We start from the raw sequence: 24,769 nt of genomic DNA on the forward strand, positions 1-24,769 counted from the left end.
TTAGGCCAGCCGTTCGATCCGAACGGTCGGCGAGGTCTGTTTGATGCGCGCGCCCATGGCCACGATCGGCAGTTCCGGCGCGTTCCAGATGTTGGCGGCGGTCACGGTTTCGGCCACGCCGCCGACGGCGCGGGCCAGGCCGTACGAGAAGGTCTGCCCCTCCAGGATCGAGGCGGCGTAGAGCGCGGTCAAAAGGTCGCCGGTGCCGTTGGGCGAGCGGTCGGACTTGGCGTGAGCGGCCAGCCAGGCTTCCTTCTTGTCGGCCAGCACCGCGCCGATCTCGGCCCCGCGATGCACCGAGGAGACCAGGGTGGTCTTGCCCAGCAGGCGGGCGGCGCGCATGGCCGACTGCGGATCACGGGCGTCGGTCCCGGTCAGCTTCTGCAGCTCCCAGGAATTGCAGGCCACGATATCGGCGCGGGGGATCAGGTCGGCGATGATCTCGTCGGCGGTCTCGGCCGGAATGTAGAGGCCCTTGCCGGCGTCGCCCATGGTGGGGTCGACGATGACGGTCGGCCGGCGCATGGCCGCGCCGTTCGGGCGCGGCGACTCGCGCACCGCGTCGATCACCCGCGCGGCCGCGCGCGCCTGCGCGGCGGTGGCGAAATAGCCGGTGATGACGAGGTCGACGAGGCCGAACAGGCCGTTGGCCTCGATGCCGTCCAGCATGCCCTCGAACACCTCGATCGGCACGGGCGCGCCGCCGGGGATGCCCCAGCCTGGGTGGCGGCCGAACAACACGGTCGGCACCACCATCGAGTCGATCTTGAACTGCGCCAGGGCGGTGGCCTGGGCGGTTGCGCCCACTTGGCTGCCTGCGACATGGCTGGAGATGATCAAGGCTAGCGGCATAAGAAAAGCGATTAGCCGAGCATCGCGGGCTTGAATAGAGCGTCGTCGCCTATGGTGAAAAAAGAAAAGGCCCGCCGAGCGGCGGGCCTTCCCCATGGGAAATCAGACTTTGTCCGATCCTAGTACCGGTAGTGATCCGGCTTGAACGGACCGGCTTCAGGCACGCCGATGTAATCGGCCTGGTCCTTGCGCAGCGTGGTCAGCTTCGCGCCCAGTTTTTCCAGGTGCAGGAAGGCGACCTTTTCGTCGAGGTGCTTGGGCAGGGTGTAGACCTGGTTCTCGTACTTGGCCTTGTTGGTCCACAGTTCGATCTGGGCCAGGGTCTGGTTGGTGAACGAGGCCGACATCACGAACGAGGGGTGGCCCGTGGCGTTGCCGAGGTTCACCAGGCGGCCTTCCGACAGCAGGATCAGCTTCTTGCCGTCCGGGAATTCCACGTGGTGGACCTGAGGCTTGATCTCGTCCCACTTGAAGTTCTTCAGGCCGGCGACCTGAATTTCCGAGTCGAAGTGCCCGATATTGCAGACGATGGCGTTGTTCTTCATCCGGCGCATGTCGTCGACCGTGATGACGTCCTTGTTGCCGGTCGCGGTGACGAAGATGTCAGCCTTGTCAGCGACGTCGGCCAGCGTCTGGACCTCATAGCCTTCCATCGCCGCCTGCAGAGCGCAGATCGGGTCGATCTCGGTGACGATCACGCGGGCGCCGCCTTGGCGCAGCGAGGCGGCCGAGCCCTTGCCCACGTCGCCATAGCCGCAGACCACGGCGACCTTGCCCGACAGCATGACGTCGGTGCCGCGACGGATGGCGTCGACCAGGCTTTCACGGCAGCCATACAGGTTGTCGAACTTGGACTTGGTGACGCTGTCGTTGACGTTGATGGCCGGGAACGGCAGTTCGCCCTTCTGGGCCATGTGGTACAGGCGGTGGACGCCCGTGGTGGTCTCTTCCGACACGCCGCCGATGGCCGCGCGGATCGCCGAATAGAAGCCCGGCTTTTCGGCCAGGTACTTCTTCATCACGGCGTAGAGGGCTTCTTCTTCCTCGTTCTGCGGGTTGTCGAGGATCGAGGGATCCTTCTCGGCCTTGGGGCCCAGCACGCAGAGCAGGGTGGCGTCGCCGCCGTCGTCGAGGATCAGGTTCGGATAGCCGCCGTCGTGCCACTCGAAGATCTTGTGGGCGTATTCCCAGTACTCGACCAGGTTCTCGCCCTTGAAGGCGAAGACCGGAATGCCGGCGGCGGCGATGGCGGCCGCAGCGTGGTCCTGGGTCGAGAAGATGTTGCACGAGGCCCAGCGGACCTCAGCGCCCAGGGCCGTCAGCGTCTCGATCAGCACGGCGGTCTGGATGGTCATGTGCAGGCTGCCGGCGATGCGGGCGCCCTTGAGGATCTGCTGGGGACCGTACTCGGCGCGCGTGGCCATCAGGCCCGGCATTTCGGTCTCGGCGATGGCGATTTCCTTGCGGCCGAAATCGGCGAGCGAGATGTCCTTGACGATATAGTCAGCCACGGTCGGCTCCTGCGGTCGGGTGGGGATTTTGCCGACCTTATACGCGCGAGACCCCTTCCGAGCAATTAACGCATAAAGATATCTTTATGTCAGGGGTGGCGCTCTGAGTTTGCGTCCTTCTCGCCACTGAGAAGGGGCCATCCTTACATCTCACGGCGAGACGATCGCAGGGCTGGGCAGGTCACTCAAGGACCGCCCTCCGGGCGGCCGCTGCGCGGCGACGCGCGAGCGTCGTCCTTGACTGACCTGCCCAGCCCTGCACGCTGCAGCCTCCAAGAGATTTAAGGATCGCACCCGACCGGGGGCGGTCGGATGGTCCACGAGGTGTCATTGAGGCTTTTCTTCGATACGAAGCCCGAATGGCTAGAGGTGCTAAAAGTTTGGGCGGCTAGCGATCCAAACATTGAAGGCCTTTGGGTGTTCGGTTCACGGGCGAAGGGGTTCCGCAGTCCCAAATCAACGCTTGCAGAAGAGCCGGACCTCGACGTCGGATATACGCTGGTCGGCGACGATGCCGGTGAGCGGCTAGCCTACGCGATCGATGAGTTGGGCGGCGCACAGGAGCAACTACAGGCTGGAATAGCTGTTCGCCTCGACCTTCAGCTAGCGGAGCCGACCGATGCGAGGGTTTGGCCGGCGATCTTAGACCACGGAATAAGGATCTACCCTTAGGGCAGAGAATTGGGGTGTGAGCCTCACCCCTGCTGCCCAAGCCGCTCCCACCCGTCAAAGAACGGAAACCGCTCCGCCCAGAACGCCGCCAGCCTCGGGTCGGCGTCCACTCGCCGCACCGCCTCCGCCATCCTCGGCGCGGCCTCGTAGAACCGCACGCGCCTTGGCCCCCAGCGGCTGACGACCGCGACATAGAGATCCAGCACGCCCAGCGCATCGCCCAGCAGGTAGCGGCCGCCGTGGCGGTCCATCAGCGGCGCGAGCTGGCTTTCCATCATCGCCCAGCAGTCGGCGATGCGGTCGGCCGTCGCCGCCTTGATCCGCGCCTGCACCTCCCGATCAGGCCCGCCCAGGCGCGAGGGATCGTCGCGCACCCAGAACAGCGAATAGATCGAGGCCGGGATGAAGGTCATCCAGCGCAGGAACTGGCCGCGTATCGGATCGGCGATCGCGGGACCGAGCTTCGCTTCGGGAAAGTGGTCGGCCAGCCAGATCAGGATGGCAGCGCTTTCGGTCAGGGTTTCGCCCTCGGGCGTGACCAGGGCGGGGATCTGCCTCAGCGGATTGACCGCCGCGACCTTGGCCTGTTCGACCTCGCCCTCCCAGGTCGGGGCCTCGATGATCTCATAGGGCAGGCCGATCAGGGTCATGGCCGCCTCGATGGGCACGCCGCCCGATCCGAGGGCGCTGAACAGGCGATAGGCGGCCATGGGCGGCTCCGGGGTTATCCACACCTGCTCACAACATCTTGTGGGGGTGCGACGCTGGCGCCACTAGATGAACCCAGCGGCTTTGGTAGGGTAAAGCACCTTACCGCGTCCGCTCGATTCTGCCCGAGGCTCTGTCATGTCCGCTCCGTCATCGCTGATCCTGCCTGGCCTTATGACCCCTTCGGGCGGCTACAAGCCGTTCCGCTATCCGTGGGCCTATGACTTCTGGAAGAAGCAGCAGCAGGTCCACTGGATGCCCGAAGAGGTGCCGCTGGGCGAGGACCTCAAGGACTGGGCCGTCAAGCTGAACGACAAGGAACGGAACCTGCTGACGCAGATCTTCCGCTTCTTCACCCAGTCCGACGTCGAGGTGCAGGACAACTACATGGAGCGCTACGGTCGGGTGTTCAAACCCACCGAAGTGAAGATGATGCTGGCCTCGTTCGCGAACATGGAGACGATCCATATCGCGGCCTACGCTCTGCTCCTCGAGACCATCGGCATGCCCGAGACCGAGTTCTCGGCGTTCATGGAATACGAGGCCATGAAGGCCAAGCATGACTACATGCAGACCTTCGGCGTCGAGACCAACGCCGACATCTGCCGCACCCTGGCCATGTTCGGCGGCTTCACGGAGGGGCTGCAGCTGTTCGCCTCGTTCGCGATGCTGATGAACTTCCCGCGCTTCAACAAGATGAAGGGCATGGGCCAGATCGTCTCGTGGTCGATCCGCGACGAGAGCCTGCACTGCGACGGCATCATCAAGCTGTACCACGCCTTCAACAAGGAAACCGGCGCGGTGACCAAGGCGGTGGCCGACGACATCGTCGACTGCTGCAAGCACGTGGTGGGCTTGGAAGACCGCTTCATCGATCTCGCCTTCGAGGCCGGCGACATCCAGGGCATGACCCCGGACGACATCAAGTCGTACATCCGCTTCATCGCCGACTGGCGCCTGCGCCAGCTGCAGCTGCCCGAGGTGTACGGCGTGAAGGAAAACCCGCTGCCCTGGCTGCAGTCGCTGCTGTCGGGCGTCGAGCACGCCAACTTCTTCGAAGCCCGCGCCACTGAGTACTCCAAGGCCGCCACCAAGGGCCAGTGGCACGGCTCGGACGGCGTCTGGACCAGCTTCGACGAGATGATGAAGAAGCGCTCGGCCGACCTGACCCCGGCGGAGTGATTTCCTATGACCTTTTTCCCAACCGCAGCGGTGGCCGGCGAAGATGCTCCCTTCGAGAAAATTCGCGAATGTCTGTGCTGCGGGAAAGAGGTAGAAGGTCCTACAGTTAGATACGACTTAGTAGTTGGTGGTAAATACAGGAGCGCACTGATCCATCGAGACTGTGCGTTTGCGATGGCTCAGCGGTTGATTATCGATACTTGGCCTAATCGATACAGTTCAGCGCCTATGGAAAATAATCGGTAGATTTATTTTTGAGTCTTCGGTGTTTCCCATGACCACCATCGCCGTGATCGGACCGGGCGCCGTGGGGGGAACGCTCGCCGCCTGGCTGGCGCAGAACGCCGACCATGCGGTGACCGTCTGTGTCCGCACGCCTTTCGAGACCTTGGCGATCGAGACGCCGGAAGGCGCGATCACCGCGACGCCGCGCGTGGCGACCTCGCCGGAGGGCCTGTCGCCCATCGACTGGGTGCTGGTCACCACCAAGACCTATGACACTGACGCCACCTGGACCTGGCTCGAAGCGTTGGTCGGGCCGCAGACCCGCGTGGCCATTCTGCGCAACGGGGTCGAGCACATCGAGCCCTTCGCGGGCCGGATCGCGAAGGGGAACCTGGTCCCGGCCGTCGTCGACATCCCGGCCGAGCGTTCGGCGCCGGGACGGATGCTGCAGCGACGCAACGGCTGGATGAAGGTTCCGGCGGGCGCGGCTGGTGAGGCCTTCGTCGCGCTCTTCGCCCACACGCCGATCGCGGTCGAAACCGTCGCCGACTTCACCACGCAGGCCTGGAAGAAGCTCGCCCTCAACTGCGCCGGGGCGGTCAATGCTCTGGTGCTCAAGCCCGCCGGCATCGCCCAGGACGAGGGCGCGGCGCAGGTCATGCGGTCCCTGGTGCGCGAGTGCGTGGCCGTCGGCCGGGCCGAGGGCGCGGACCTCTCCGACGACCTGCCCGACCAGGTGATCGCCGGCTATCGCGCCGCCGATCCGGGCTCGGTCAACTCGCTGCACGCCGACCGCGCGGCGGGGCGCGCCATGGAACTGGACGCCCGCAACGGCGTCATTGTTCGTCGGGGCGCGATCCACGGCATCGCCACGCCGGCCAACGCCATGATCGTGGCTTTGCTCAACGCCGCAGCGCGAGGTTAAGCTGACGGCGGAGGGGGACGCCATGACGACAGAGGTTCTGGATGAGACCTATGCCGCCGTCAGGGCGATGCTGGCGCGCGCGGCGACGGGTATGGAGGCGGTCAATGAGCGGCCGGATGGGGTGACCCTGCTGGCCGACTGGGCCAACCCGGCCAAGCCCAAGGAGCGGATGTGGTTCGGCGCTGCAGCGCGCAAGAAGGCTTATGTGTCGATCCACCTGATGCCGGTCTACAGCCATCCGGCGCTGCTGGCCGACATCTCGCCTGCGCTGAAGAAGCGACAGCAGGGCAAGTCGTGCTTCAACCTCAAGAGCCCTGATCCAGCGCTTTTGGCGGAGTTGGAGGAACTGACCCGCAAAGCGGCTGCGTTGTACGCGCAGCCGCTCGACATCGGTTGTTAGCTTGGGCGCGCCGCCGACCGGATCTAAGGCCGATACTTCTTCGGCAGCGCCTGCACCTCTTCGGGTGTCAGTTTGGTGATCGTCTTGGCGCGGATCGGCAGCGGCATGCCAAAGCCGTCCGAGACCCGCAGGTCCAGGTCCAGCGGATGGCAGACGCTGTCGGGCCCGCGCACCACCGAGACCAGATGCGTGCCCGGCCAGGTCAGCTGGTTGGAGCCGTAAGCCAGATCGACGCGATAGACGTCGCGGCCGCGAACCTTCATGTAGAGCGTGTTCTTGTCCGGCGCCGACCAGCCGCGCCAGTCGGAAAGGTAGAAGCACTGCCGTGTCGGCTTGGCGGCCTTGGGGGCCTCGCCCGGAGCCTGGGCCAGGGCGGCCGAAGCCGAGAAGCCCGCTATGGCCAGCCCGATCAGCGCGCCGCGCGCGATGGGGGAGATCTTGCTCATGACGTCATCCTCATAGTCCCTCGCCCAACGAGATTGGACCTCGCGCGGTTCTTGTCAAGTTTTTACTGTACATTTGAAACTGGACACGAAAAAGCCCGCTCCGCCGAGGCGGAGCGGGCGATCTCAGGCGGCCGAAGGGGGGCGTCAGACCTTGGCGGCTTCGCCCTCGGGCGGCATGTCGTCCAGTTCGCCCTCCCACTTGGCCACGACTGCGGCGGCGACGCTGTTGCCGACCACGTTGGTGGCGCTGCGGCCCATGTCCAGCAGGTGATCGACGCCCAGAACGAGCGCGATCCACGCTTCCGGCAGGCCGAAATAGGTGAGGGTGGCCATGATCACCACCAGCGACGCGCGCGGCACGCCGGCGATGCCCTTGGAGGTCACCATCAACAGCAGCAGCATGAAGATCTGCTGCTGGACCGTCAGTTCGACGCCGTGCGCCTGGACGATGAACATCGTGGCGAAGGTGCAGTACAGCATCGAGCCGTCGAGGTTGAACGAATAGCCCAGCGGCAGCACGAACGACACGATCCGGCGGCGCACGCCCACCTTGGGCAGGCTGTCGAGGATACGCGGATAGGCGGCTTCCGAGCTGGCGGTCGAGAAGGCCAGCAGGGTCGGGTCGCGGATCACGCCGAACAGCGGCACCACCCGCTTGCCCAGCACCGCCAGGCCGGCGACGAACAGCAACGCCCACAGCACGCCCATGGTCAGGTAGAAGCCGAGCACGAACTTGCTGTAGGTGGCCAGCATGCCCAGGCCCTGGGTGGCGATCGTCGAGGCCAGGGCCGCGAAGATGGCCAGCGGGGCCAGCTTCATCACAAAGCCCGTGACCTTCAGCATGATCTGGGCGGCCTGCTCGACCAGCTCCAGGATCTGGGGGGCCTTGTCGTCCAGGGCCGCGACCGCAGTGCCGACGAACAGCGAGAACACCACGATCTGCAGGATCTCGTTCTTGGCCATGGCGTCGAAGATCGAGGTCGGCACCAGGTGGGTGATGAACCCCTTCAGGGTGAAGGCTTCGGTCGAGGCGGTGGTCTTCATCGCCACGTCGACATGGGCCATGTTCAGGCCCGCGCCGGGATCCAGCAGGTGGACCATCAGCAGGCCCAGCAGCAGCGACACGGCCGAGGCGCCGATGAACCAGGTCATGGTCTTGGCGCCGATGCGGCCCACGGCGGCGGCGTCTTCCATGTGCGCGACGCCGGCCACCAGGGTGGTGAAGACCAGCGGCGCGATGATCATCTTGATCAGGCGCAGGAAGATGTCGGTGATGATCGACAGGTTGCCGGCGGCCGCCTTGGCCCCGGCCGGATCGAGGAACTGGTTGCAGGCCCAGCCGACCAGCACCCCTAGGATCATCGAGGCGATGATCAGATAGGCGAAGCGTTTATTCATCTAGTCCCCCTGGCGCCTCACTTGGGCGTCGACGGCTTGTTCTGGTTGTCGGAAGGAACGACGCGCGAGCACGCCCGCGCCGCCAGTCGCTCTTTCCTGGAGCATTTCAGCCCTTGTGGCCGACATGGGCGGGTTCGTCCATGCTCTTCGCGCGGCGAGCCGGGCTTGGAGGCGTTAACGCTGCGCCGAAGTCATCAGGCGATCAAGCAAGACGCGATCGGCCGCTGACAAGTCCAGGCCTTGCGCCAGGCGCAGGCGGTTGGCCGCCTCGCTGGATTTGCCCTCGGCCAACAACGCCTTGCCCCAGGCCAGGTGCAGTCCGCCCCAGCGCGGCGCGAAGGGCTCGGCGGCCTTGTACTTTCGTATCGCGCCGGCGCGGTCTCCCCCGGCCATCAGGGCGTCGCCCCACAGCTTCAGCGGATCGGCCCAGCGGGGCGCCTTCTTGCGGGCGGCCTTGAACCGGTCGATCGCGCCGTCGACGTCGCCGCGATCCAACCGCGCCCGCCCCCAGGCCAGCTCGGCGTCGGCGAGGCTGGGCGCCTGCTGCGCCGCCGTGGCGAACCAGCGCTCGGAGCCTGGGACATCGCCGGCCAGGGCCGCGACCTGTCCCTTGCCGATGACGACCCAATAGGAGTCGAGCGGCAGGTCGGCGACCAGGGCCTTGGCGTCTTGCAGTCGGCCGGTCCGCGCGAGGGCGTAGGCCGCGTCCGGCGCCCGTCGCCGTCGCCAGCGGCGCTGTTCCGGGAAGGACGGCGAGGTTTCCCAGGCTGTCTCGATCTGGGCATAGGCCGTGACCGCTGCGGGCCAATCCTCCAGCGCCAGATGGCGCGTGGCGGAGGTTTCACGCCCATAGTCGATGCCCTCGTAGGCGAGGGTCTGGCGTCCGATCAGTGTGATTGCGGCGGTTGGCTCGTGGAGAGCGATCAGCGACGCCACGGCGTTCGCGCTGGTGAGCGTATTGAAGTTGTAGTTCGACGCCATGCGCGCCCGAAAAAGCGGGAGGGCGCCCACGTGGTCATGAAGCATGGCCAAGCCTTCGCCTCGGGCGGACACTGCGCGGATCTGGGCCGTACTGACGTCTAGATCACGGGTGTCGCGAATGAACCGAATGCCCTGATCGTTCGTGCGGTATGCGCGCTCCATCCAGCTAGAGCGGCGGCGGTTCGACTCCTGTTGAAGAAGGCCGGCGCAAAGCGATCATCTACGCCTTGGCTGGCCAAGGCCTTTTCATAGGCTTCTTCGTAGCGTCCGACCGCGCGCAATGACACGCTCAACCCGGAAAACGCCCACTTTCGTTCGTTCGCCAACGGTGAGTGGGTGAGTTGATCTAGGATAGCGTCGCCTTCGGCTCGCCGATTGGTTTGGGTGAGCAAGACCGAATAGCGATAGGGCTGGTTCTTGGCGTAGATCGCGTCGGCGACTTGATCCAACAGGGTCTCAAGATCTGCTTCATCCCCCGAGACCAGCGGCGCGGATTGGCCATCGCTTCTCGCGCTGATCCTGAGCCCGGCGTTCGTGCGGATGATCTCGCCGCTGATCTGGGTTTCCTTGCCCAGTCGAGCCCGCAGGAAGCGCCAGGCTTCGCCGACCGAGACGCCGGTCTGGGGGATCTCGACCTGCAGCGCGTCGGACCAGCTGTTGTCATAACTGCTGGCTGCTCGGATGGAGTTCGTCCGCGCCTGCAGGTCGCTGAGCTTGTCCAGCAGCCGCGCCGAGATCGCCGCGCCGGTCAGGCCGCGGGCCTGCAGGTCGGGCGGGGTGGAGAAGGGCTGTACGGTCACGCCGCGATACTGGCTGGCCGCCCATAGGATGAGGCCGATCGCCACCGCTACGGCCACGCCCGCCAGTCCCGTCAGCACCTTGAGCGCAAAGCCGGCGCGCTCGCTGGCGATTTGCCAGCCGATTAGCTGGGCCTGCCGTTCCAGGATGGCGCGGGCGGCTGGACTGGGCGCCTGGCCCGTCGCGGCGAGGTCCATGGCGATCTCGATGGCGTCGGGCGTGGTCGGATCAGAGGCTGTCGCGGGCTGAGCCTTAAGCGCCCTTCGGCGCTTGCGCGGCGCCGAACTGGCCGCCTTGCCGTCTGTCATCTGATCGCCCCCACAATCCCCGGGGCGAGCCTAGCAGAAGTGGCAAAGGGCGAAAGCTACCCGCTCGGCGAGATCGGAAGTAATAAAATTATTATCCGAACGGCGCCGCTGCCTCGCCAAGGTCGCAAAACGTCGCTATAAGGCGCCATGTCAAACCAAGAAAAAGCAATCGCCGTCGTCGAACGGCTCAATGACGAATACGAACGCGCCGTCGGCGCTCTGCGCGACGCGCTCCGCGCCTATCTCGAAGATGGAGCCCGCCCGGATCCGGCCGCCCGCTTTGACGGGACGTTCGCCTATCCCGAGCTGCGGCTGACCTACGATCCAGAAGCGCTGCCGCCGAAGCTGGCCCGCTCCTACGCCCGGGTGAGCCGTCCGGGCGTCTATGCGACCACGGTGACCCGCCCGGCCCAGTTCCGCGACTATCTGGTCGAGCAACTGACGCTGCTGATGGACGACTTCGAGGTCGAGATCGAAATCGACCGCTCGCGCCAGGAAATCCCCTATCCCTACGTCCTGGACGCCACGATCGACCTGAACCAGGCCGATGTGCGCAGCGAGGACATCGCCCGCTTCTTCCCGACCACGGACCTGGCCTTCATCGGCGACGAGATCGCCGACGGCCTGTGGAACTCGGTGCTGGAGGACACCCATCCGCTGTCACTGTTCGACGGCCTGCGTACCGACTTCTCGCTGGCGCGCCTGAAGCACTACACCGGGGCCCCGGCCGAGGACGTGCAGCAGTTCATCCTGTTCACGAACTACAATCGCTATGTCGACGAGTTCGTCCGCTGGGGCATCGAGCAGCTGCAGCAACCCGATAGCCCCTACACCGCGCTGTCGTGCGCGGGCGGCCTGACCATCACCGCCAACACGGTCAATCCAGAGCTGGCGGTGGCGGAGTCGACCTGGCGCAAGCACCAGATGCCGGCCTACCACCTGATGGCGCCGGGCGGCTCAGGCGTGACCCTGGTCAATATCGGCGTCGGCCCCTCGAACGCCAAGACGATCTGCGATCACCTGGCGGTGCTGCGGCCGCAGGCCTGGCTGATGATCGGCCACTGCGGCGGCCTGCGCGACACCCAGACCATCGGCGACTACGTCCTGGCCCACGCCTATCTGCGTGACGACCACGTGCTGGACGCGGTGCTGCCGCCGGAAATCCCGGTCCCCTCGATCGCCGAGGTGCAACGCGCCCTCTACGACGCGGCCAAGGCGATCAGCGGCGACAGCGGTGACCAGCTGAAGAAGCGCCTGCGCACCGGCACGGTCGTCACAACCGACGACCGCAACTGGGAGCTTCGCCACAGCCTCTCAGCCCTGCGCTTCAACCAGAGCCGCGCGGTGGCGATCGACATGGAGTCGGCGACCATCTCGGCCCAGGGCTATCGCTTCCGGGTGCCTTACGGGACGCTGCTGTGCGTCTCTGACAAGCCGCTGCACGGCGAGATCAAGCTGCCCGGCCAGGCCAACGCCTTCTACGAGCGGGCGATCAGCCAGCACCTGCAGATCGGCATCCTGGCCTGCAAGCTGCTGCACGCCGAAGGCCCGAACCTGCACTCACGCAAGCTGCGAGCCTTCGACGAGCCGCCGTTCCGTTGACGACAGATCCTCCCCCGCGGTTCGGGCGAGGTGGACCAGGGGGGGCGGAGGGGGCTAACGCGGCGTTCGCCCAGCTCGCCCCCTCAGTCACTACGTGAGAGCTCCCCCGCAGCGCGGGGGAGCATCTATTTTACACCCGCTCGATGATGATCGCCGGCGCCATGCCGCCGGCGGCGCACATCGTCACCAGGCCGCGCTTAAGGTCGCGACGCTCCAGTTCGTCCAGGATCGTACCGATCAGGATCGACCCGGTCGCGCCGATCGGGTGGCCCAGGGCCATGGCGCCGCCGTTCACATTGACCTTGTCGCGGTCCAGCTTCAGGTCGCGGATGAACTTCTCGGCTACGACCGCGAAGGCCTCGTTGATTTCCCAAAGGTCGATGTCGTCAACGGTCAGGCCGGCCTTGGCCAGGGCCTTGCGCGCGGCGGGGACCGGGGCGTTCAGCATGAGGGTCGGGCTGTCGCCGACATTGGCCATGGCGATCACCTTGGCGCGGGGCTTGAGGCCATTGCGCTGGGCGTAGGCGGGGGAGGCCAGCAGCACCGCCGCCGCGCCGTCCACGACGCCCGACGAATTGCCGGCGTGGTGCATGTGCTCGATCTTCAGGTCCGGGTAGACCTTGCGGATCAGTCCGCCATAGGTGTTGCCCGCCTCGTCGACCGGGATCTCGGCCAGGGCCGCGAACGAGGCCTTCAGGCTGGCCAGTCCTTCGGCCGTGGTCTGCGGGCGCGGAAACTCCTCGTGGTCCAGCGCCACCGAGCCGTCATCGCGCAGCACCGGGATCAGGCTCTTGTCGAAGTGGCCGCCCTTGATGGCGAGGTCGGCGCGGCGCTGGCTTTCCAGCGCCAGGGCGTCGACATCGGCGCGGGTGATGCCTTCCAGCGTGGCGATGGCGTCGGCGCAGACGCCCTGGTGCGACTGCGGATGACGGGCGCGCAGGCGCAGGTTTCCGCTGTCCAGCATCGGCGGCGAGGTCACGTTCGCGGTGGCTGAGGTGTAGGACATCATCTCGGTCCCGCCGGCGATGACCAGGTCCTCCATGCCCGACATGATCGAGGCCGCCGCCAGGTTCACCGTGGTGATGCCCGAGCCGCAGAAGCGGTCCAGGGTCACGCCGCTGGCGCGCACGTCATAGCCGGCGTCCAGCGCGGCCATGCGGCCCAGGTCCCCGGCCTGCGACCCGCGCTGGCTGGAGGTGCCCCAGATGATGTCGTCGACCTCGGCCGTGTTCAGCCCGTTGCGCTCGGCCAGGGCCTTGAGGACCGTGGCGGCGAGGTGCTGGGGATGGAAGTCGGCCAGGGCTCCCTTGCCGACCTTGCCGATGCCGCGCGGGGTGCGGCAGGCGTCGATGATATAGGCTTCGGCCATTGGGCCCTCCCATGTTCAGTTCACATCGCCGGTCTTGCTGGCCGGGCTCGATACGAACTGAACGGGAGGCGCCGCTGGGGCAGTCCAGAGGTTTTACGCCTCCTCGGCCCAGGCCTTGATCAGCTGGTGGGCGATGGCCAGGGGGGGCGGGGCGAACAGGCCATCGAGTTCGCCCTTGATCAGCTGCTGGGCTTCCTCGCGGCTGAACCAGCGCACTTCCTCGAGCTCGGTCTGGTCGGGGGCGGCGTCAGCGCTGTCGACGTCGGCCATCAGACCCATCATCAGCGAGCTTGGCCACGGCCAGGGCTGGCTGGAGTGATAGCGGACCGCCGTCGCCTTGAGGCCGGCCTCTTCCTGTAGTTCGCGGGCGCAGGCCTCTTCGATGGTCTCGCCGGGCTCGATGAAGCCGGCCAGGGCCGAGAACATGCCCTTGGGCCACATCGCCTGGCGGCCCAGCAGGCACTTGCCGTCATGGATCGCCAGCATGATCGCGACGGGATCGGTGCGCGGGAAGTGCTCCGCCTCGCAGGACGGGCAGACGCGCTTCCAGCCGCCGTCCGAGACTTCTGTTTTCTGGCCGCAGGCGCTGCACCAGCGGTGTCGACGGCGCCATTCGAACATCGACTTGGCGGTCGCCAGGATGCCGGCGTCGGCGGGCGGCATGGAGGCGGCCGCGCCGCGCAACTCCTCGAAGCGGCCCAGGCCCTGCAGGGGGCCTTCGGCCGGATCGGCCGCGCCCTCGATGTCGACCGCGAAGACCGCGATGTCCTTCCACAGGCCCATATAGAGCAGCTTCTCGTTCCCGCCCGCCAGGTCCTGGGCCATGTCGGCCCGCAGATAGGCGATCTGCACGCCTGTCGGCTTGCCGTCCTCGCCGAGGATGTCCTCGACCAGCGGCTTGCCGTTCCACAGCGCGACGGCCAGGGATTCGGGATCGGCCAGCTTTTCGGCGAGGAAGGCTTCGTCGCCGCGACGCTCGCTATCACGGTCCAGAGGGTTGCCGGCGAAGGTGTTGGTGATGATCGAAAGAGGCATGCGCCACTCTGTAGCGTGAGCGGAATGACTCGTCAGCCTTGCATCCTGCGCGATGAGTCGCGATATAGGCCTCGGAGATCGGCGCGGACGGAGTCCTCGCCAACCTGGTCAGGGCCGAGAGGCAGCAGCCACAACGAGATCACCTCTGAGTCGTCTGCCGGTCTCCACCTCATTTCCCTCGAAATTCTGTCAGCAGATGCGCGCTCGGTTGGGCGCGAGGCTTTTGCTGCGCCCTCCGCCCCACTACACTCAGCGCCATGGCCGACCACGACGACCTCTCGCCCGATTCCGCGCCGCCGTGGGACGAGGCGCCCCCCAAGGAAGACTTGGCCGAGCGGGACGTGAACACCGCCGACATCTTCGGTGACGCGCCGGCGTCGGCCGTCGAGGCGCGCCCCGTGGTCGAAACCCCGCCCGAGGGCGAGAAGGGCGACGCCTATACGGTTCTGGCGCGGAAGTACCGGCCGCGCACCTTCGAGGACCTGATCGGCCAGGAGGCCATGGTCCGCACCCTGGCCAACGCCTTCTCGACCGGCCGCATCGCCCACGCTTTCATGCTCACCGGCGTCCGGGGCGTCGGCAAGACCACGACGGCCCGCCTGCTGGCCCGGGCGCTGAACTACGAGACCGACACGGCCAAGGGCCCCTCGGTGGACCTGACCACCGAAGGCTACCACTGCCGCTCGATCATCGAGGGCCGGCACATGGATGTGCTGGAACTGGACGCCGCGTCGCGCACCAAGGTCGACGAGATGCGCGAGCTTTTGGACGGGGTGCGCTACGCCCCGGTCGAGGCGCGCTACAAGGTCTACATCATCGACGAAGTGCACATGCTGTCGACGGCGGCGTTCAACGCGCTGCTGAAGACGCTGGAAGAGCCGCCGCCGCACGCGAAGTTCATCTTCGCCACCACCGAGATCCGAAAAGTTCCGGTGACGATCCTGTCGCGCTGCCAGCGCTTTGACCTGCGCCGGGTCGAGCCGGACGTGCTGGTCAAGCACTTCGACCGCATCTCGGCCAAGGAAGGCGCGCGGATCGAGATGGACGCCCTGGCCTTGATCGCCCGCGCGGCCGAGGGCTCGGTGCGTGATGGTCTCTCCTTGCTGGACCAGGCCATCGTCCAGACAGAGCGTGGTCAGACGGTCACCTCGACGGTCGTCCGCGACATGCTGGGCCTAGCCGACCGTAGCCAGACCATCGCCCTCTACGAACATGTGATGGCCGGCAAGACCAAGGAGGCCCTGGAAGGCTTCCGCGCCCTGTGGGGCTTCGGCGCTGATCCGGCGGTGGTGATGCTGGATGTTCTGGACCACTGCCACGCCTCGGCGGTGTCCAAGGCGCTGGGTCCCGACGCCCTGTCGATGCCCAAGGAGCAGGCCGCGCGTCTGGCTGCGATCGGCGCCCATACCTCGGCCGGCACGCTGTCGCGTTTGTGGCAGATGCTGCTGAAGGCCCATGACGAGGTGCGACGCGCCCCAGACGCCATGGCCGCAGCGGAGATGGCGCTGATCCGCCTGTGCTACGCCGCCGACCTGCCCGGTCCGGAGGAGGCCTTGAAGGCCCTGCGCGACGGCGCGCCGCTCGGGAGCGGTGGTCCCGGCGGCGGCGTTTCGATCGGCGGCGGTTCGGGCGGGGCGACGGCCTCGGCCCAGTCGCCGGTGATGATGGCTGCGCCTGGCGCTCTGGCCATGCCGGTGCTGGCTTCGTTCGACGACGTCATGGCCCTGATCGCCGCCAAGCGCGATATCGGCTTGCGGCTTGACGTCGAGCAGTACGTCCGCCCGATCAACTTCCGCCCCGGCGCGCTCACCTTTGAGGCCGCGCCCGGCGCGCCCGGCAACCTGGCGGGGCGCCTGGTCCGCTTCCTGAAGGAACACACTGGCCAGCCCTGGCTGGTGGCGGCCGAAGGCGGCGGCGGGGCTGAAAGCCTGATGGAGCGCCAGAAGCGCGAGGAGCGCGAGGCGTTGGAAGCCATCAAGCAGGACCCCTTCGTCGCCTCGGTGCTGTCGGCCTTCCCCGGCGCCGAGATCGTCGAAATCCGCAAGATCCTCACGCCCGAGGCGGCCCCGCTGGAGCCGGACGAGGAAGAGGGCTGACAAAGGAAGCTGTCATCCCGGGCCAGCGCAGCGCAGACCCGGGACCACGGCGAGCGCCGGCGTATCCGGCGGTCCCGGCTTTCGCCGGGATGACAAGTAGGTTTGGAGACAAGACCATGAAAGATCTCGGCGGCCTGATGAAGCAGGCCCAGGCCATGCAACAGAAGCTCCAGGACGCCCAGGCGCGTCTAGCCGAGAGCACCGTCGAGGGGACCTCGGGCGGGGGCATGGTGACGGTGACGCTGAAGGGCACGGGCGAGCTGGCCAAGGTGGTGCTGGACGAGAGCCTGATCGAGCCTGGCGAGGGCGAGGTGATCGCCGACCTGATCGTCGCCGCCCACGCCGACGCCAAGAAGAAGCTCGACGCCAAGCAGGCCCAGATGATGCAGGACGCCGCCGGTCCGATGGCTGGCCTGATGGGCGGCCTGCCCGGGATGAAGTTCTAGGACAAGCACCCACAAAAAGCGCGTCATCCCGGAAGCCTCGAAGAGGCTATCCGGGACCCAGGTGTCCAGCGCAGTGAAGTGGCCCCTGGGTCCCGGCTCTCCGCTGCGCTACGGCCGGGATGACGACGGAATAGTCTCTGATCCTGATGCTCAGAGAAAAAAGGACACCATGGCCGCCTCCGCCGGACCCGAGATTGAGCGCCTGATCGCCCTGCTGTCCAAGCTGCCGGGGCTGGGCCCGCGCTCGGGCCGGCGGGCGGCCTTGGCCCTGCTGAAGAAGCGCGACACCCTGCTGGCGCCGTTGGCGCTGGCCATGGCCGAGGCGCAGGCCAAGGTTCGCACCTGTGGGACCTGCGGCTCGCTGGACGTCACCGAGCCCTGCGCCGTCTGTGCGGACGGCTCGCGTGACGGCCGCCTGCTGTGCGTGGTCGAGGAGGTCGGCTCGGTCTGGGCGATGGAGCGCGGCGGGTCGTTCAAGGGGCGCTACCACGTGCTGGGCGGCCTGCTCTCGGCGCTGGATGGCGTCGGCCCTGAGGCCTTGCGGATCGGCGAACTGGTGGCGCGGGTCGGGGAGGGGCAGGTCGCGGAGGTGATCCTGGCCCTGCCAGCCACGGTCGATGGCCAGACGACCGCCCACTACATCGCCGACCGCCTGGCCCAGACCAACGTGCCCGTCACGATGCTGGCGCGCGGCGTACCGGTCGGCGGCGACCTGGATTGGCTAGACGACGGCACGATCGCCCAAGCGTTGCGCGCCCGGCGGCCGGCTTGAGAAAAACCGGGGAGCGCTTCGGGAAACCGGCTGACAGCTCCGCTTTCAAAAGCCAAGCTCCCCGTTGTCGCGTCGGGAGCGCCGGTGCGTCTGTAGAGGGACGATTTTCATGAGCACGCCAGACGACAAGGCCCCTGAGGTCGAGATCGAAACCCCGCACGTCGCCAAGGTCGGCGTCCACGACAAGGGTCATAACGTGACGAGCTTCAACGATGAGCCCATCAACGGCCTGATCGCCGACATTGCTGACGGCGACGAGTGATGGGAAGCGGCGGCGGTCTTTATGCCGCCGCCGACTTCGGGTAGGAACGGAGCATGAACTTCTCCGATCCTTATCTGATCCTGGCCCTCGTCTTCGCCCTGGCCGCTGTGGCCTTGGGACTGTGGGCCGTCGCCGCTCAGCGCCGGGCCGCCAAGGCCGAGGCCCAGGCCTGGCTGCTCACCGAACGCCTGACCCAGGCCGAAGAGCGCCATCGCCTGCTCGAGGACCAGAGCGCCACCCAGATCGAGCTGATCAAGGCCCAGGCCGCCCAGAGCGCCAACGCCATCGCCGAACAGCTGATCAAGCGCGCCGACGAGAACGCCAAGAGCCGCGAGCGCCTCGCAGAGGCCCGGCTGGAAGCTCAGCTCAAGCCGGTCGCCGAAACCCTGGCCAAGTTCGAGGCCCAGGTGAACGCCGTCGAGAAGGTCCGCGCCGAGGAGACCGGCGGCCTCAAGGCCCAGATCGCGGCCCTGATGGAGGCCTCGACCGCCACCCAGGCCGAGGCCCGCAAGCTGTCGGCCGCCCTGCGTCGGGGCGCAGGCGTGCAGGGCCGCTGGGGCGAGCAGACTCTGCGCAACGTGCTGGAAGCCGCCGGTCTCAACAGCCGCTTCGACTTCCAGGAGCAGTTCAGCGTCGACAGCGACGAGGGGCGTCGCCGACCGGACGTGAAGGTCACGCTGCCGGGCGGCGGGGTGTTCGTGATTGACGCCAAGTGCTCGCTCAACGCCTTCCTCGAAGCCCAGGAGGCGACTGACGAGGTCCTGCGCGAAGCTGCCATGGCCCGTCACGCCCAGAGCGTCCGCACCCACATGCAGGGCCTGTCGTCCAAGGCCTATTGGGACCAGTTCGCGGGCGAGGGCTCGCCTGACTTCGTGGCCATGTTCGTGCCGGGCGACGGCTTCCTGGCCGCAGCCCTGGACCGCCTTCCTGAGCTGATGGCCGAGGCCATGGATCGTCGGGTGGTGCTGGTCACGCCGACGACCCTCTTCGCCCTCTGCAAGGCCGTCGCCTATGGCTGGCGGGCCGAGGACCAGGCCAAGAACGCCGCCCATATCGTCGAGGTGGGCCGCGAACTCTATAAGCGCGTCTCGGTCATGGGGGCGCACGCCGGCGCCGTGGGCAAGGCGCTGGAGAGCGCCGTGGGCAAGTACAACCAGTTTGTCGGCTCGCTGGAGAGCCAGGTCCTGACCCAGGCGCGCCGCTTCGAGGACCTGTCGGTTGATCACGAGGGCAAAGAGATTGCCGAGCCCGCTATGGTCGATCAGGCCGTTCGCCCTTTGACCAAGCTGAAGGCTGTGGGACAATCTCCCACCTTGACCCTCGGGAATGACACGCCTACCTGACCAGCATCATGGCCATCCGTCGCATCCTCACCGTCGATAACGCCGCCGACCTGGCGGTTCTGAAGAAGGTTTCCACCCCGGTGGAGGCCGTCACCGACGAGCTGCGCATCCTGATGGATGACATGCTGGAGACCATGTACGACGCCCCCGGCATTGGTCTGGCCGCCGTACAGATCGGCGAGCCCGTCCGCGTCATCGTCATGGACCTGGCCCGCGAGGGCGAGGAGCCGGCGCCGCGCTACTTCGTCAATCCGGAGATCCTGGCCAGCTCGGAAGACACCCTCGGCTACGAAGAAGGCTGCCTGTCGGTGCCCGAGTACTATGACGAGGTCGAGCGCCCGGCCAAGGTCACCCTGCGCTACATGAACTACCAGGGCGAGACGGTCGTCGAAGAGGCCGAGGGCCTGTTCGCGGTCTGCATCCAGCACGAGATGGATCACCTGGAAGGGGTGCTGTTCATCGATCACCTCTCGCGCCTGCGCCGCGACCGCGCCATGGCAAAGGTGAAGAAGGCGCGCCGGGCGGCTTAGGGCGGGCTATCGCTTTCGCCCCTCGTCGGTCTCGTAGGGCGTCCCATCCCGGTGTCGGTATATGCTCTCCCCCTCCCGCAGCATCAGATCGATATCCGGATAGTCGCAGCCGTCCTCATCCGGCCTGCGTGACCCCACCTCCAGCAGCAGAACGTCCTTGTCTGACCGGTTCTGGAAGCAGTGACCGTTGGCGACGCCGGCCTTGAAGCCTGCGCAATCGCCGGCGCGCAGCACCGTCTCGCCGTCATTGTCGACCAGCACGACTTCGCCCTCGACGACCCAGGTGAACTCGTCCTCGGCCGTGTGCCAGTGGCGCTGGCTGGACCAGGCGCCAGGCGGCAGGCGCAGCAGGTTGACGCCGAACTGATCGAGCCCGACCGCGTCGCCCAGCTTGGTGCGGTGGCGCTGCAGGCAAGGCTGGTTGAACGGCGCGGGATAGGCCGTGCCGACACGGGTGGGGGCGGTGGCGAGATCGATCTTGGGCATGACCTACCTTGGAACAAGCGTGCCGAATTTGCGTCGGCCCGGAGGGAAGCCTAAAGCCTGCACCATGACCAGTCCCGCGCCCGTTTCCGTCAGCATCGACGTTGTTGAGCTCGCCCAGGCCCTGATCCGCCGTCCGTCCGTGACCCCGGCCGACGCCGGCGCGATGGACACTCTGCAGCGCCAACTGGAAGCGCTCGGCTTTACTTGCCGCCGCATGAAGTTCGGCGAGATCGAGAACCTCTACGCCCGGCGTGGGACGGCGCGGCCAAACCTGTGTTTCGCGGGTCATACCGACGTGGTGCCGGCGGGCGATGACGCGGCCTGGACCGCTGGGCCGTTCGAGGCCGAGATCAAGGACGGGGTGCTGTTCGGGCGTGGCGCAGTCGACATGAAGTCGGCCATCGCCGCCTTCGTCGCCGCTGTCGCCCAGATCCCCGAGCATCCCGGTTCGATCAGCTTCCTGATCACCGGCGACGAGGAAGGCGTGGCCGAGGACGGCACCGTCAAGGTCGTCGAGGCCCTGGCCGCAGAGGGTGAGATCATCGACCACTGCATCGTCGGCGAGCCGACTTCGGCGAACCTGCTGGGCGACATGGTCAAGATCGGCCGGCGCGGCAGCATCAACGCCTGGATCACGGTCGAGGGGCGCCAGGGCCACGTGGCTTATCCGCACCGCGCGGCCAATCCGGTTCCGGTGCTGGTCGACATCCTGTCGGCCCTGAAGGCGCGGGTGCTGGACGGTGGCTATACAGGCTTCCAGCCGTCGAACCTGGAGATCACCACGATCGACGTGGGGAACACCGCCACCAACGTCATCCCTGCCTCGGCTAAGGCGCGCGTGAACATCCGCTTTAATCCGGCCCATAAGGGCAAGGACCTGGCCGCCTGGATCGAGGGCGAGTGCGCCAAGGCCGCGGAAGGGTTCGACGGAACGGCCAGCGCGCTGTGCAAGATCAGCGGCGAGGCCTTCCTGACCGAGCCTGGCGACTTCACGGACGTGATCGTCGCCGCCATCACCGACGCCACCGGCCGTGCGCCGGAGCTGTCGACGACTGGCGGCACCAGCGACGCCCGCTTCATTCGCGCCCTGTGCCCCGTCGTCGAGTTCGGCCTGGTCGGCTCGACCATGCACCAGGTCGATGAGCGCGTGCCGGTCGAAGAGGTCCGTCAGTTGGCGAGCGCCTACCAGGCCCTGATCACCCGCTACTTCCAAGCGTTCGCCTGAGCCGAGCGGGGACGAGGATGAAGGCGCTCTCGATCCCCGACGTGCTGGCTGAGGTGGCGGTTCTGGTAAAGCCGCATTTCGGCAAGGGCAAACCGGCGGACTACATCCCGCAGCTGGCCACCGTGCCTGGGAGCAAGTTCGGCATGGCCGTGCGGATGGTCGATGGCGACGAACACGTCATCGGCGACGCCGACGAAGGCTTCTCGGTCCAGAGCATCACCAAGGTCTTCGCCCTGGGGCTGGCCCTGAACCGTCTGGGTGACGAGACCTGGACACGGGTGGGTAAAGAGCCGTCCGGCACGCCGTTCAATCACTTGTCCCTGCTTGAGGCCGAGCAAGGTGTGCCGCGCAATCCGTTCATCAACGCCGGCGCCCTGGCGGTCACCGACATCCTGATGGACGTGACCCGCGATCCGGCCGCCTTGGTGCGCGACTTCGCCGGCTTCCTTTGCGAAGAGCGGCTCGAGATCGATCCGACCGTTGCAACGTCCGAACTGGCGCACGCCTGGCAGAACCGCGCGATCGCCAGCCTGATGCGGGGCAAGGGCACGATCACCCATGAGCCCGAGGCGGTGGTCGCCGCCTATTGCCGCCAGTGCGCGCTGACCATGAGCTGTCGTCAGCTCGCCCGCGCCTTCCTGCCGCTGGCGGCTGGCGGCTTTTCGCCGATCGCGCAGGAGACGGTGTTCCCCGAACGTCTGACCCGACGCCTGAACGCCCTGCTGCTGACCTGCGGCATCTATGACAGCGTCGGCAGCTTCGCTTATCGCGTCGGCTTGCCGGCCAAGAGCGGCGTCGGCGGCGGCATTGTCGCGGTCATTCCCGGCAAGGCCACGGTCGCGGTTTGGTCGCCGGAGTTGGATCGGTTCGGCACGAGCGTGGTCGGCGCCGCGGCGCTGGAGGCGTTCAGCCAGATCACGAACTGCTCGGTGCTTTAGGGGCGATAAATCCTCCCCCCCAGTGGGGGAGGTGGCGCGTAGCGACGGAGGGGGAAGTCTTGGAGACCCCGCCTCTTCCCCCTCCGTCGCCGCTACGCGTCGACACCTCCCCCGCTGGGGGGAGGATTTATCGGGCCGTACCCAACGCCCACCAGATAGAGCCCGTCCGCCGGCGCGACCGGACCGCACTCGCGGCGGTCCTTGGCCTCCAGCGCGGCCTTTACGTCGTCGGGGCTCCAGCGGCCCGCGCCGACCTCGACCAGCGTCCCCGTCATCGAACGCACTTGGCGGTGCAGGAAGCTGCGGGCCTCGAAGTCCAGGTGGATCTCCTCGCCGACCCGGCGCACGCGGGCGACGTCCAGGGTCTTCACCGGGCTCTTGGACTGGCAGTGCATGTCGCGGAAGGTCGTGAAGTCGTGCAGGCCGACAAGATGCTGCGCGGCCGCGTGCATGGCCTCGTGGTCGAGGTCCTTCTTCATGTGCCAGACCCGGCCCTTGTCGAGGGCTGGCGGGGCGCGGCGGTTGAGGATCCGGTAGAGGTAACGGCGCTCGTTGGCCGAGAAGCGGGCGTGCCAATCGCCTTCGGCCACCTCGGCGGACAGGATCGACACCGCCTCGCGGGTCAGGTGGGCGTTGAGGGCGTTGAACACCGTCTGGGCCGGCCAGTCCTTTTCAAGATCGACATGGACCACCTGGCCGGTAGCGTGAACGCCGGTGTCGGTGCGGCCGGCGGCGGCGATGCGCACCTCTTCGCCGCAGAAGGCCTTCACCGCCGCCTCGATCGCGCCCTGCACGCTGGGCAGGGTGGCCTGGGCCTGGAATCCGGCATAGGGACGGCCGTCATACTCGACGAGGAGGCGGTAGCGGGGCATCAGGCCAGCACGGTCCCAGCTGCGATCGGGAAGCCGCGCGTGAAGGTCTCGGCATCCTGGACGCCCTTGCCCTCGCGCTGGGCCTTGAGCAGACGGACCGAGCCTTCACCGCAGGCGATCAGAAGGGCGTCGTCCAAGGCGGTTCCGGGCGTGCCCGAGGCGGCCTCGACCCGTGACAGCAGCGCCTTCACCCGGACGGGACCCTTCTCGGACGGCGCCTCGAACCAGGCGCCGGGGAAGGGCGACAGACCCCGGATGTGACAGTCGATCTCGCCGGCCGGCCGGCTCCAGTCGATGCGAGCTTCAGCGGACTTGATCTTCTTGGCATAGGTGACGCCGTCCTCGGCCTGCGGGGTCTCGACCGCCCCGCCCCGCTCGATCGCGGCCAAGGCCACGGGCAGCAGGCGCGCGCCGACGGCGGCTAGCTTGTCGTGCAGGGAGGCGGCGGTGTCGTCGGCCGCGATCGCGACCTGCTCGGACATCAGGATCGGTCCTTCGTCGAGGCCTTCGCTCATCCGCATGACCTGAACGCCGGTGACCGCATCGCCGGCCATGATCGCGCGCTGAATGGGCGCGGCGCCCCGCCAGCGGGGCAGCAGACTGGCGTGCAGGTTGAAGCAGCCATGGGTCGGGGCCTCCAGCACCTCCTTCACCAGGATCTGGCCGAAGGCGACCACGACAGCAGCGTCGAGGTCCAGCGCCTTGAAGGCGTCGATCTCTTCGAGGGTCTTCATCGACACCGGCGTGCGGACGGGCAGGCCCAGGCCCTCGGCGAAGGCGTGGACCGGCGAGGGCTTCAGCTCCTGTCCGCGTCCGCGCGGAGCCGGGGGCTGGGAATAGACGGCGACGATCTCGTGGCCCGAGGCGACGAGTTCGGCGAGGCAGGTGACGGCGAAATCGGGGGTGCCGAGAAAGGCGATGCGCATGGCGGGGGTTTAGCGGTCTCGACGCCCGGACGCAAAGCCGACGCGGAACCTGCGCCATGGCCTTTCGTTATCCACCTGCCCCATGAACCCAGCCGGGAGCCTGACCATGCGCTCGAAATTGCTTCTGATCGCCGCCGCCGGCGCCGCCCTGTCTCTCGCCGCTTGTTCGGACCAGCACGCCCAGGAGGTCAAGGAAGGCGCCAAGGCCGCCGCCGCTGACATCAAGGACGCGGCCCGCGACATCGCCAACGATCCGGACGTCAAGGAGGCTGGGACGGCGATAAAGGAAAGCGCCAAGGAGACCGGTGCGGAGCTGAAGGAGGCCGCCGGCGAGGCCGGACAGGAGCTCAAGGAAGCCGGCCGGGACCTGAAGCAGGACGCCAAGGAAGGCGCGGCCGAGAGCAAGAAGCAACTGAATGAGGCGACCCGGTAGCCCGCAGTTCCCAATTCCTCCCCCGCGA

At 67.0% G+C, this 24,769-nt stretch carries 26 protein-coding genes and 1 other RNA gene; 15 read left to right on the top strand and 12 right to left on the bottom strand.

The window, feature by feature from the left end; genetic code table 11:
- Together ACT53N_RS06435 and ahcY are read right to left on the bottom strand one after the other, a co-directional pair.
- Nucleotides 1–852, bottom strand: coding sequence for a pyridoxal kinase (locus tag ACT53N_RS06435; RefSeq protein WP_476063117.1), 852 nt, complete (start codon nt 850–852; stop codon nt 1–3).
- A 119-nt stretch (nt 853–971) separates the two neighbouring features.
- Nucleotides 972–2,363 (bottom strand): adenosylhomocysteinase, encoded by a 1,392-nt coding sequence (gene ahcY, locus ACT53N_RS06440; protein WP_476063118.1) that lies wholly within the window; start codon nt 2,361–2,363, stop codon nt 972–974.
- 312 nt (nt 2,364–2,675) lie between these two features.
- On the opposite strand from ahcY, the gene ACT53N_RS06445 reads away from it, so the two are divergent.
- Complete coding sequence (locus ACT53N_RS06445) at nt 2,676–3,035, top strand: hypothetical protein (RefSeq protein WP_476063119.1); 360 nt, start codon at nt 2,676–2,678, stop codon at nt 3,033–3,035.
- A 23-nt stretch (nt 3,036–3,058) separates the two neighbouring features.
- Here ACT53N_RS06445 and ACT53N_RS06450 read toward each other — a convergent pair whose 3' ends face one another.
- Nucleotides 3,059–3,745 carry a glutathione S-transferase family protein gene (locus tag ACT53N_RS06450; protein WP_476063120.1) on the bottom strand — a complete coding sequence of 229 codons (687 nt, stop codon included), beginning with the start codon at nt 3,743–3,745 and terminating at the stop codon, nt 3,059–3,061.
- Between the two features lie 136 nt (nt 3,746–3,881).
- Between ACT53N_RS06450 and ACT53N_RS06455 the strand changes: the two genes are divergently transcribed.
- The 3 genes from ACT53N_RS06455 to ACT53N_RS06465 all read left to right on the top strand — a co-directional run bounded on the left by ACT53N_RS06455 (nt 3,882) and on the right by ACT53N_RS06465 (nt 6,475).
- Nucleotides 3,882–4,925, top strand: coding sequence for a ribonucleotide-diphosphate reductase subunit beta (locus ACT53N_RS06455; RefSeq protein ID WP_476063121.1), 1,044 nt, complete (start codon nt 3,882–3,884; stop codon nt 4,923–4,925).
- Between the two features lie 274 nt (nt 4,926–5,199).
- On the top strand, nt 5,200–6,075 hold the full coding sequence (locus tag ACT53N_RS06460; protein ID WP_476063122.1) for a 2-dehydropantoate 2-reductase: 876 nt from the start codon (nt 5,200–5,202) through the stop codon (nt 6,073–6,075).
- A 22-nt stretch (nt 6,076–6,097) separates the two neighbouring features.
- A complete protein-coding gene (locus tag ACT53N_RS06465; RefSeq protein WP_476063123.1) occupies nt 6,098–6,475 on the top strand; it encodes a hypothetical protein in 378 nt (125 codons plus the stop codon).
- Nucleotides 6,476–6,498: 23 nt separating this feature from the next.
- Here ACT53N_RS06465 and ACT53N_RS06470 read toward each other — a convergent pair whose 3' ends face one another.
- The 4 genes from ACT53N_RS06470 to ACT53N_RS06485 all read right to left on the bottom strand — a co-directional run bounded on the left by ACT53N_RS06470 (nt 6,499) and on the right by ACT53N_RS06485 (nt 10,406).
- A complete protein-coding gene (locus ACT53N_RS06470; RefSeq protein WP_476063124.1) occupies nt 6,499–6,921 on the bottom strand; it encodes a DUF6491 family protein in 423 nt (140 codons plus the stop codon).
- Between the two features lie 144 nt (nt 6,922–7,065).
- Nucleotides 7,066–8,319 carry a dicarboxylate/amino acid:cation symporter gene (locus ACT53N_RS06475; protein ID WP_476063125.1) on the bottom strand — a complete coding sequence of 418 codons (1,254 nt, stop codon included), beginning with the start codon at nt 8,317–8,319 and terminating at the stop codon, nt 7,066–7,068.
- Between the two features lie 174 nt (nt 8,320–8,493).
- Nucleotides 8,494–9,345 (bottom strand): hypothetical protein, encoded by an 852-nt coding sequence (locus tag ACT53N_RS06480; RefSeq protein ID WP_476063126.1) that lies wholly within the window; start codon nt 9,343–9,345, stop codon nt 8,494–8,496.
- Between the two features lie 53 nt (nt 9,346–9,398).
- Nucleotides 9,399–10,406 (bottom strand): hypothetical protein, encoded by a 1,008-nt coding sequence (locus tag ACT53N_RS06485; protein ID WP_476063127.1) that lies wholly within the window; start codon nt 10,404–10,406, stop codon nt 9,399–9,401.
- A 147-nt stretch (nt 10,407–10,553) separates the two neighbouring features.
- Here ACT53N_RS06485 and ACT53N_RS06490 point away from each other — a divergent pair, with 147 nt between their 5' ends.
- The gene (locus tag ACT53N_RS06490) at nt 10,554–12,008 is read left to right on the top strand and encodes an AMP nucleosidase (protein WP_476063128.1); all 1,455 of its coding nucleotides are present in this window, start codon (nt 10,554–10,556) and stop codon (nt 12,006–12,008) included.
- A gap of 130 nt (nt 12,009–12,138) precedes the next feature.
- Here the strand turns inward: ACT53N_RS06490 and ACT53N_RS06495 are convergent, their stop codons facing one another.
- Both ACT53N_RS06495 and nudC read right to left on the bottom strand, forming a co-directional pair.
- On the bottom strand, nt 12,139–13,377 hold the full coding sequence (locus ACT53N_RS06495; protein ID WP_476063129.1) for an acetyl-CoA C-acetyltransferase: 1,239 nt from the start codon (nt 13,375–13,377) through the stop codon (nt 12,139–12,141).
- 93 nt (nt 13,378–13,470) lie between these two features.
- A complete protein-coding gene (gene nudC / locus ACT53N_RS06500) occupies nt 13,471–14,412 on the bottom strand; it encodes an NAD(+) diphosphatase (RefSeq protein WP_476063130.1) in 942 nt (313 codons plus the stop codon).
- A gap of 75 nt (nt 14,413–14,487) precedes the next feature.
- On the opposite strand from nudC, the gene ffs reads away from it, so the two are divergent.
- From ffs to def, 7 genes are all read left to right on the top strand, one after another.
- Nucleotides 14,488–14,579: signal recognition particle sRNA small type (gene ffs / locus ACT53N_RS06505), an RNA gene on the top strand.
- A 90-nt stretch (nt 14,580–14,669) separates the two neighbouring features.
- Entirely contained in the window at nt 14,670–16,508 is a 1,839-nt protein-coding gene (locus ACT53N_RS06510; RefSeq protein WP_476063131.1) for a DNA polymerase III subunit gamma/tau, read from the top strand.
- A gap of 116 nt (nt 16,509–16,624) precedes the next feature.
- Entirely contained in the window at nt 16,625–16,954 is a 330-nt protein-coding gene (locus tag ACT53N_RS06515) for a YbaB/EbfC family nucleoid-associated protein (protein WP_062094817.1), read from the top strand.
- A gap of 169 nt (nt 16,955–17,123) precedes the next feature.
- Nucleotides 17,124–17,726 (top strand): recombination mediator RecR, encoded by a 603-nt coding sequence (gene recR, locus ACT53N_RS06520; protein WP_476063132.1) that lies wholly within the window; start codon nt 17,124–17,126, stop codon nt 17,724–17,726.
- Nucleotides 17,727–17,835: 109 nt separating this feature from the next.
- The gene (locus ACT53N_RS06525) at nt 17,836–17,988 is read left to right on the top strand and encodes a hypothetical protein (RefSeq protein ID WP_476063133.1); all 153 of its coding nucleotides are present in this window, start codon (nt 17,836–17,838) and stop codon (nt 17,986–17,988) included.
- 53 nt (nt 17,989–18,041) lie between these two features.
- Nucleotides 18,042–19,331 (top strand): DNA recombination protein RmuC, encoded by a 1,290-nt coding sequence (locus ACT53N_RS06530; RefSeq protein ID WP_476063134.1) that lies wholly within the window; start codon nt 18,042–18,044, stop codon nt 19,329–19,331.
- An 8-nt stretch (nt 19,332–19,339) separates the two neighbouring features.
- Nucleotides 19,340–19,861 carry a peptide deformylase gene (def, locus tag ACT53N_RS06535; RefSeq protein ID WP_476063135.1) on the top strand — a complete coding sequence of 174 codons (522 nt, stop codon included), beginning with the start codon at nt 19,340–19,342 and terminating at the stop codon, nt 19,859–19,861.
- A 6-nt stretch (nt 19,862–19,867) separates the two neighbouring features.
- Here def and ACT53N_RS06540 read toward each other — a convergent pair whose 3' ends face one another.
- Nucleotides 19,868–20,347: a cupin domain-containing protein gene (locus ACT53N_RS06540; RefSeq protein WP_476063136.1), complete on the bottom strand. Its 480-nt coding sequence runs from the start codon at nt 20,345–20,347 to the stop codon at nt 19,868–19,870.
- A 64-nt stretch (nt 20,348–20,411) separates the two neighbouring features.
- Here ACT53N_RS06540 and dapE point away from each other — a divergent pair, with 64 nt between their 5' ends.
- Entirely contained in the window at nt 20,412–21,572 is a 1,161-nt protein-coding gene (dapE, locus tag ACT53N_RS06545; protein WP_476063137.1) for a succinyl-diaminopimelate desuccinylase, read from the top strand.
- A gap of 17 nt (nt 21,573–21,589) precedes the next feature.
- Nucleotides 21,590–22,510, top strand: coding sequence for a glutaminase (locus tag ACT53N_RS06550; RefSeq protein ID WP_476063138.1), 921 nt, complete (start codon nt 21,590–21,592; stop codon nt 22,508–22,510).
- A gap of 92 nt (nt 22,511–22,602) precedes the next feature.
- Here ACT53N_RS06550 and truA read toward each other — a convergent pair whose 3' ends face one another.
- Entirely contained in the window at nt 22,603–23,382 is a 780-nt protein-coding gene (gene truA, locus ACT53N_RS06555) for a tRNA pseudouridine(38-40) synthase TruA (RefSeq protein WP_476063139.1), read from the bottom strand.
- On the bottom strand, nt 23,382–24,308 hold the full coding sequence (fmt, locus tag ACT53N_RS06560; protein ID WP_476063140.1) for a methionyl-tRNA formyltransferase: 927 nt from the start codon (nt 24,306–24,308) through the stop codon (nt 23,382–23,384). Before fmt ends, truA begins: the two co-directional genes overlap by 1 nt.
- A 106-nt stretch (nt 24,309–24,414) precedes the next feature.
- Between fmt and ACT53N_RS06565 the strand changes: the two genes are divergently transcribed.
- A complete protein-coding gene (locus ACT53N_RS06565) occupies nt 24,415–24,741 on the top strand; it encodes a cell surface protein (protein ID WP_476063141.1) in 327 nt (108 codons plus the stop codon).
- Nucleotides 24,742–24,769 lie beyond the last annotated feature (28 nt).

The sequence above is a fragment of the Caulobacter sp. DMC95 genome (assembly GCF_056313785.1).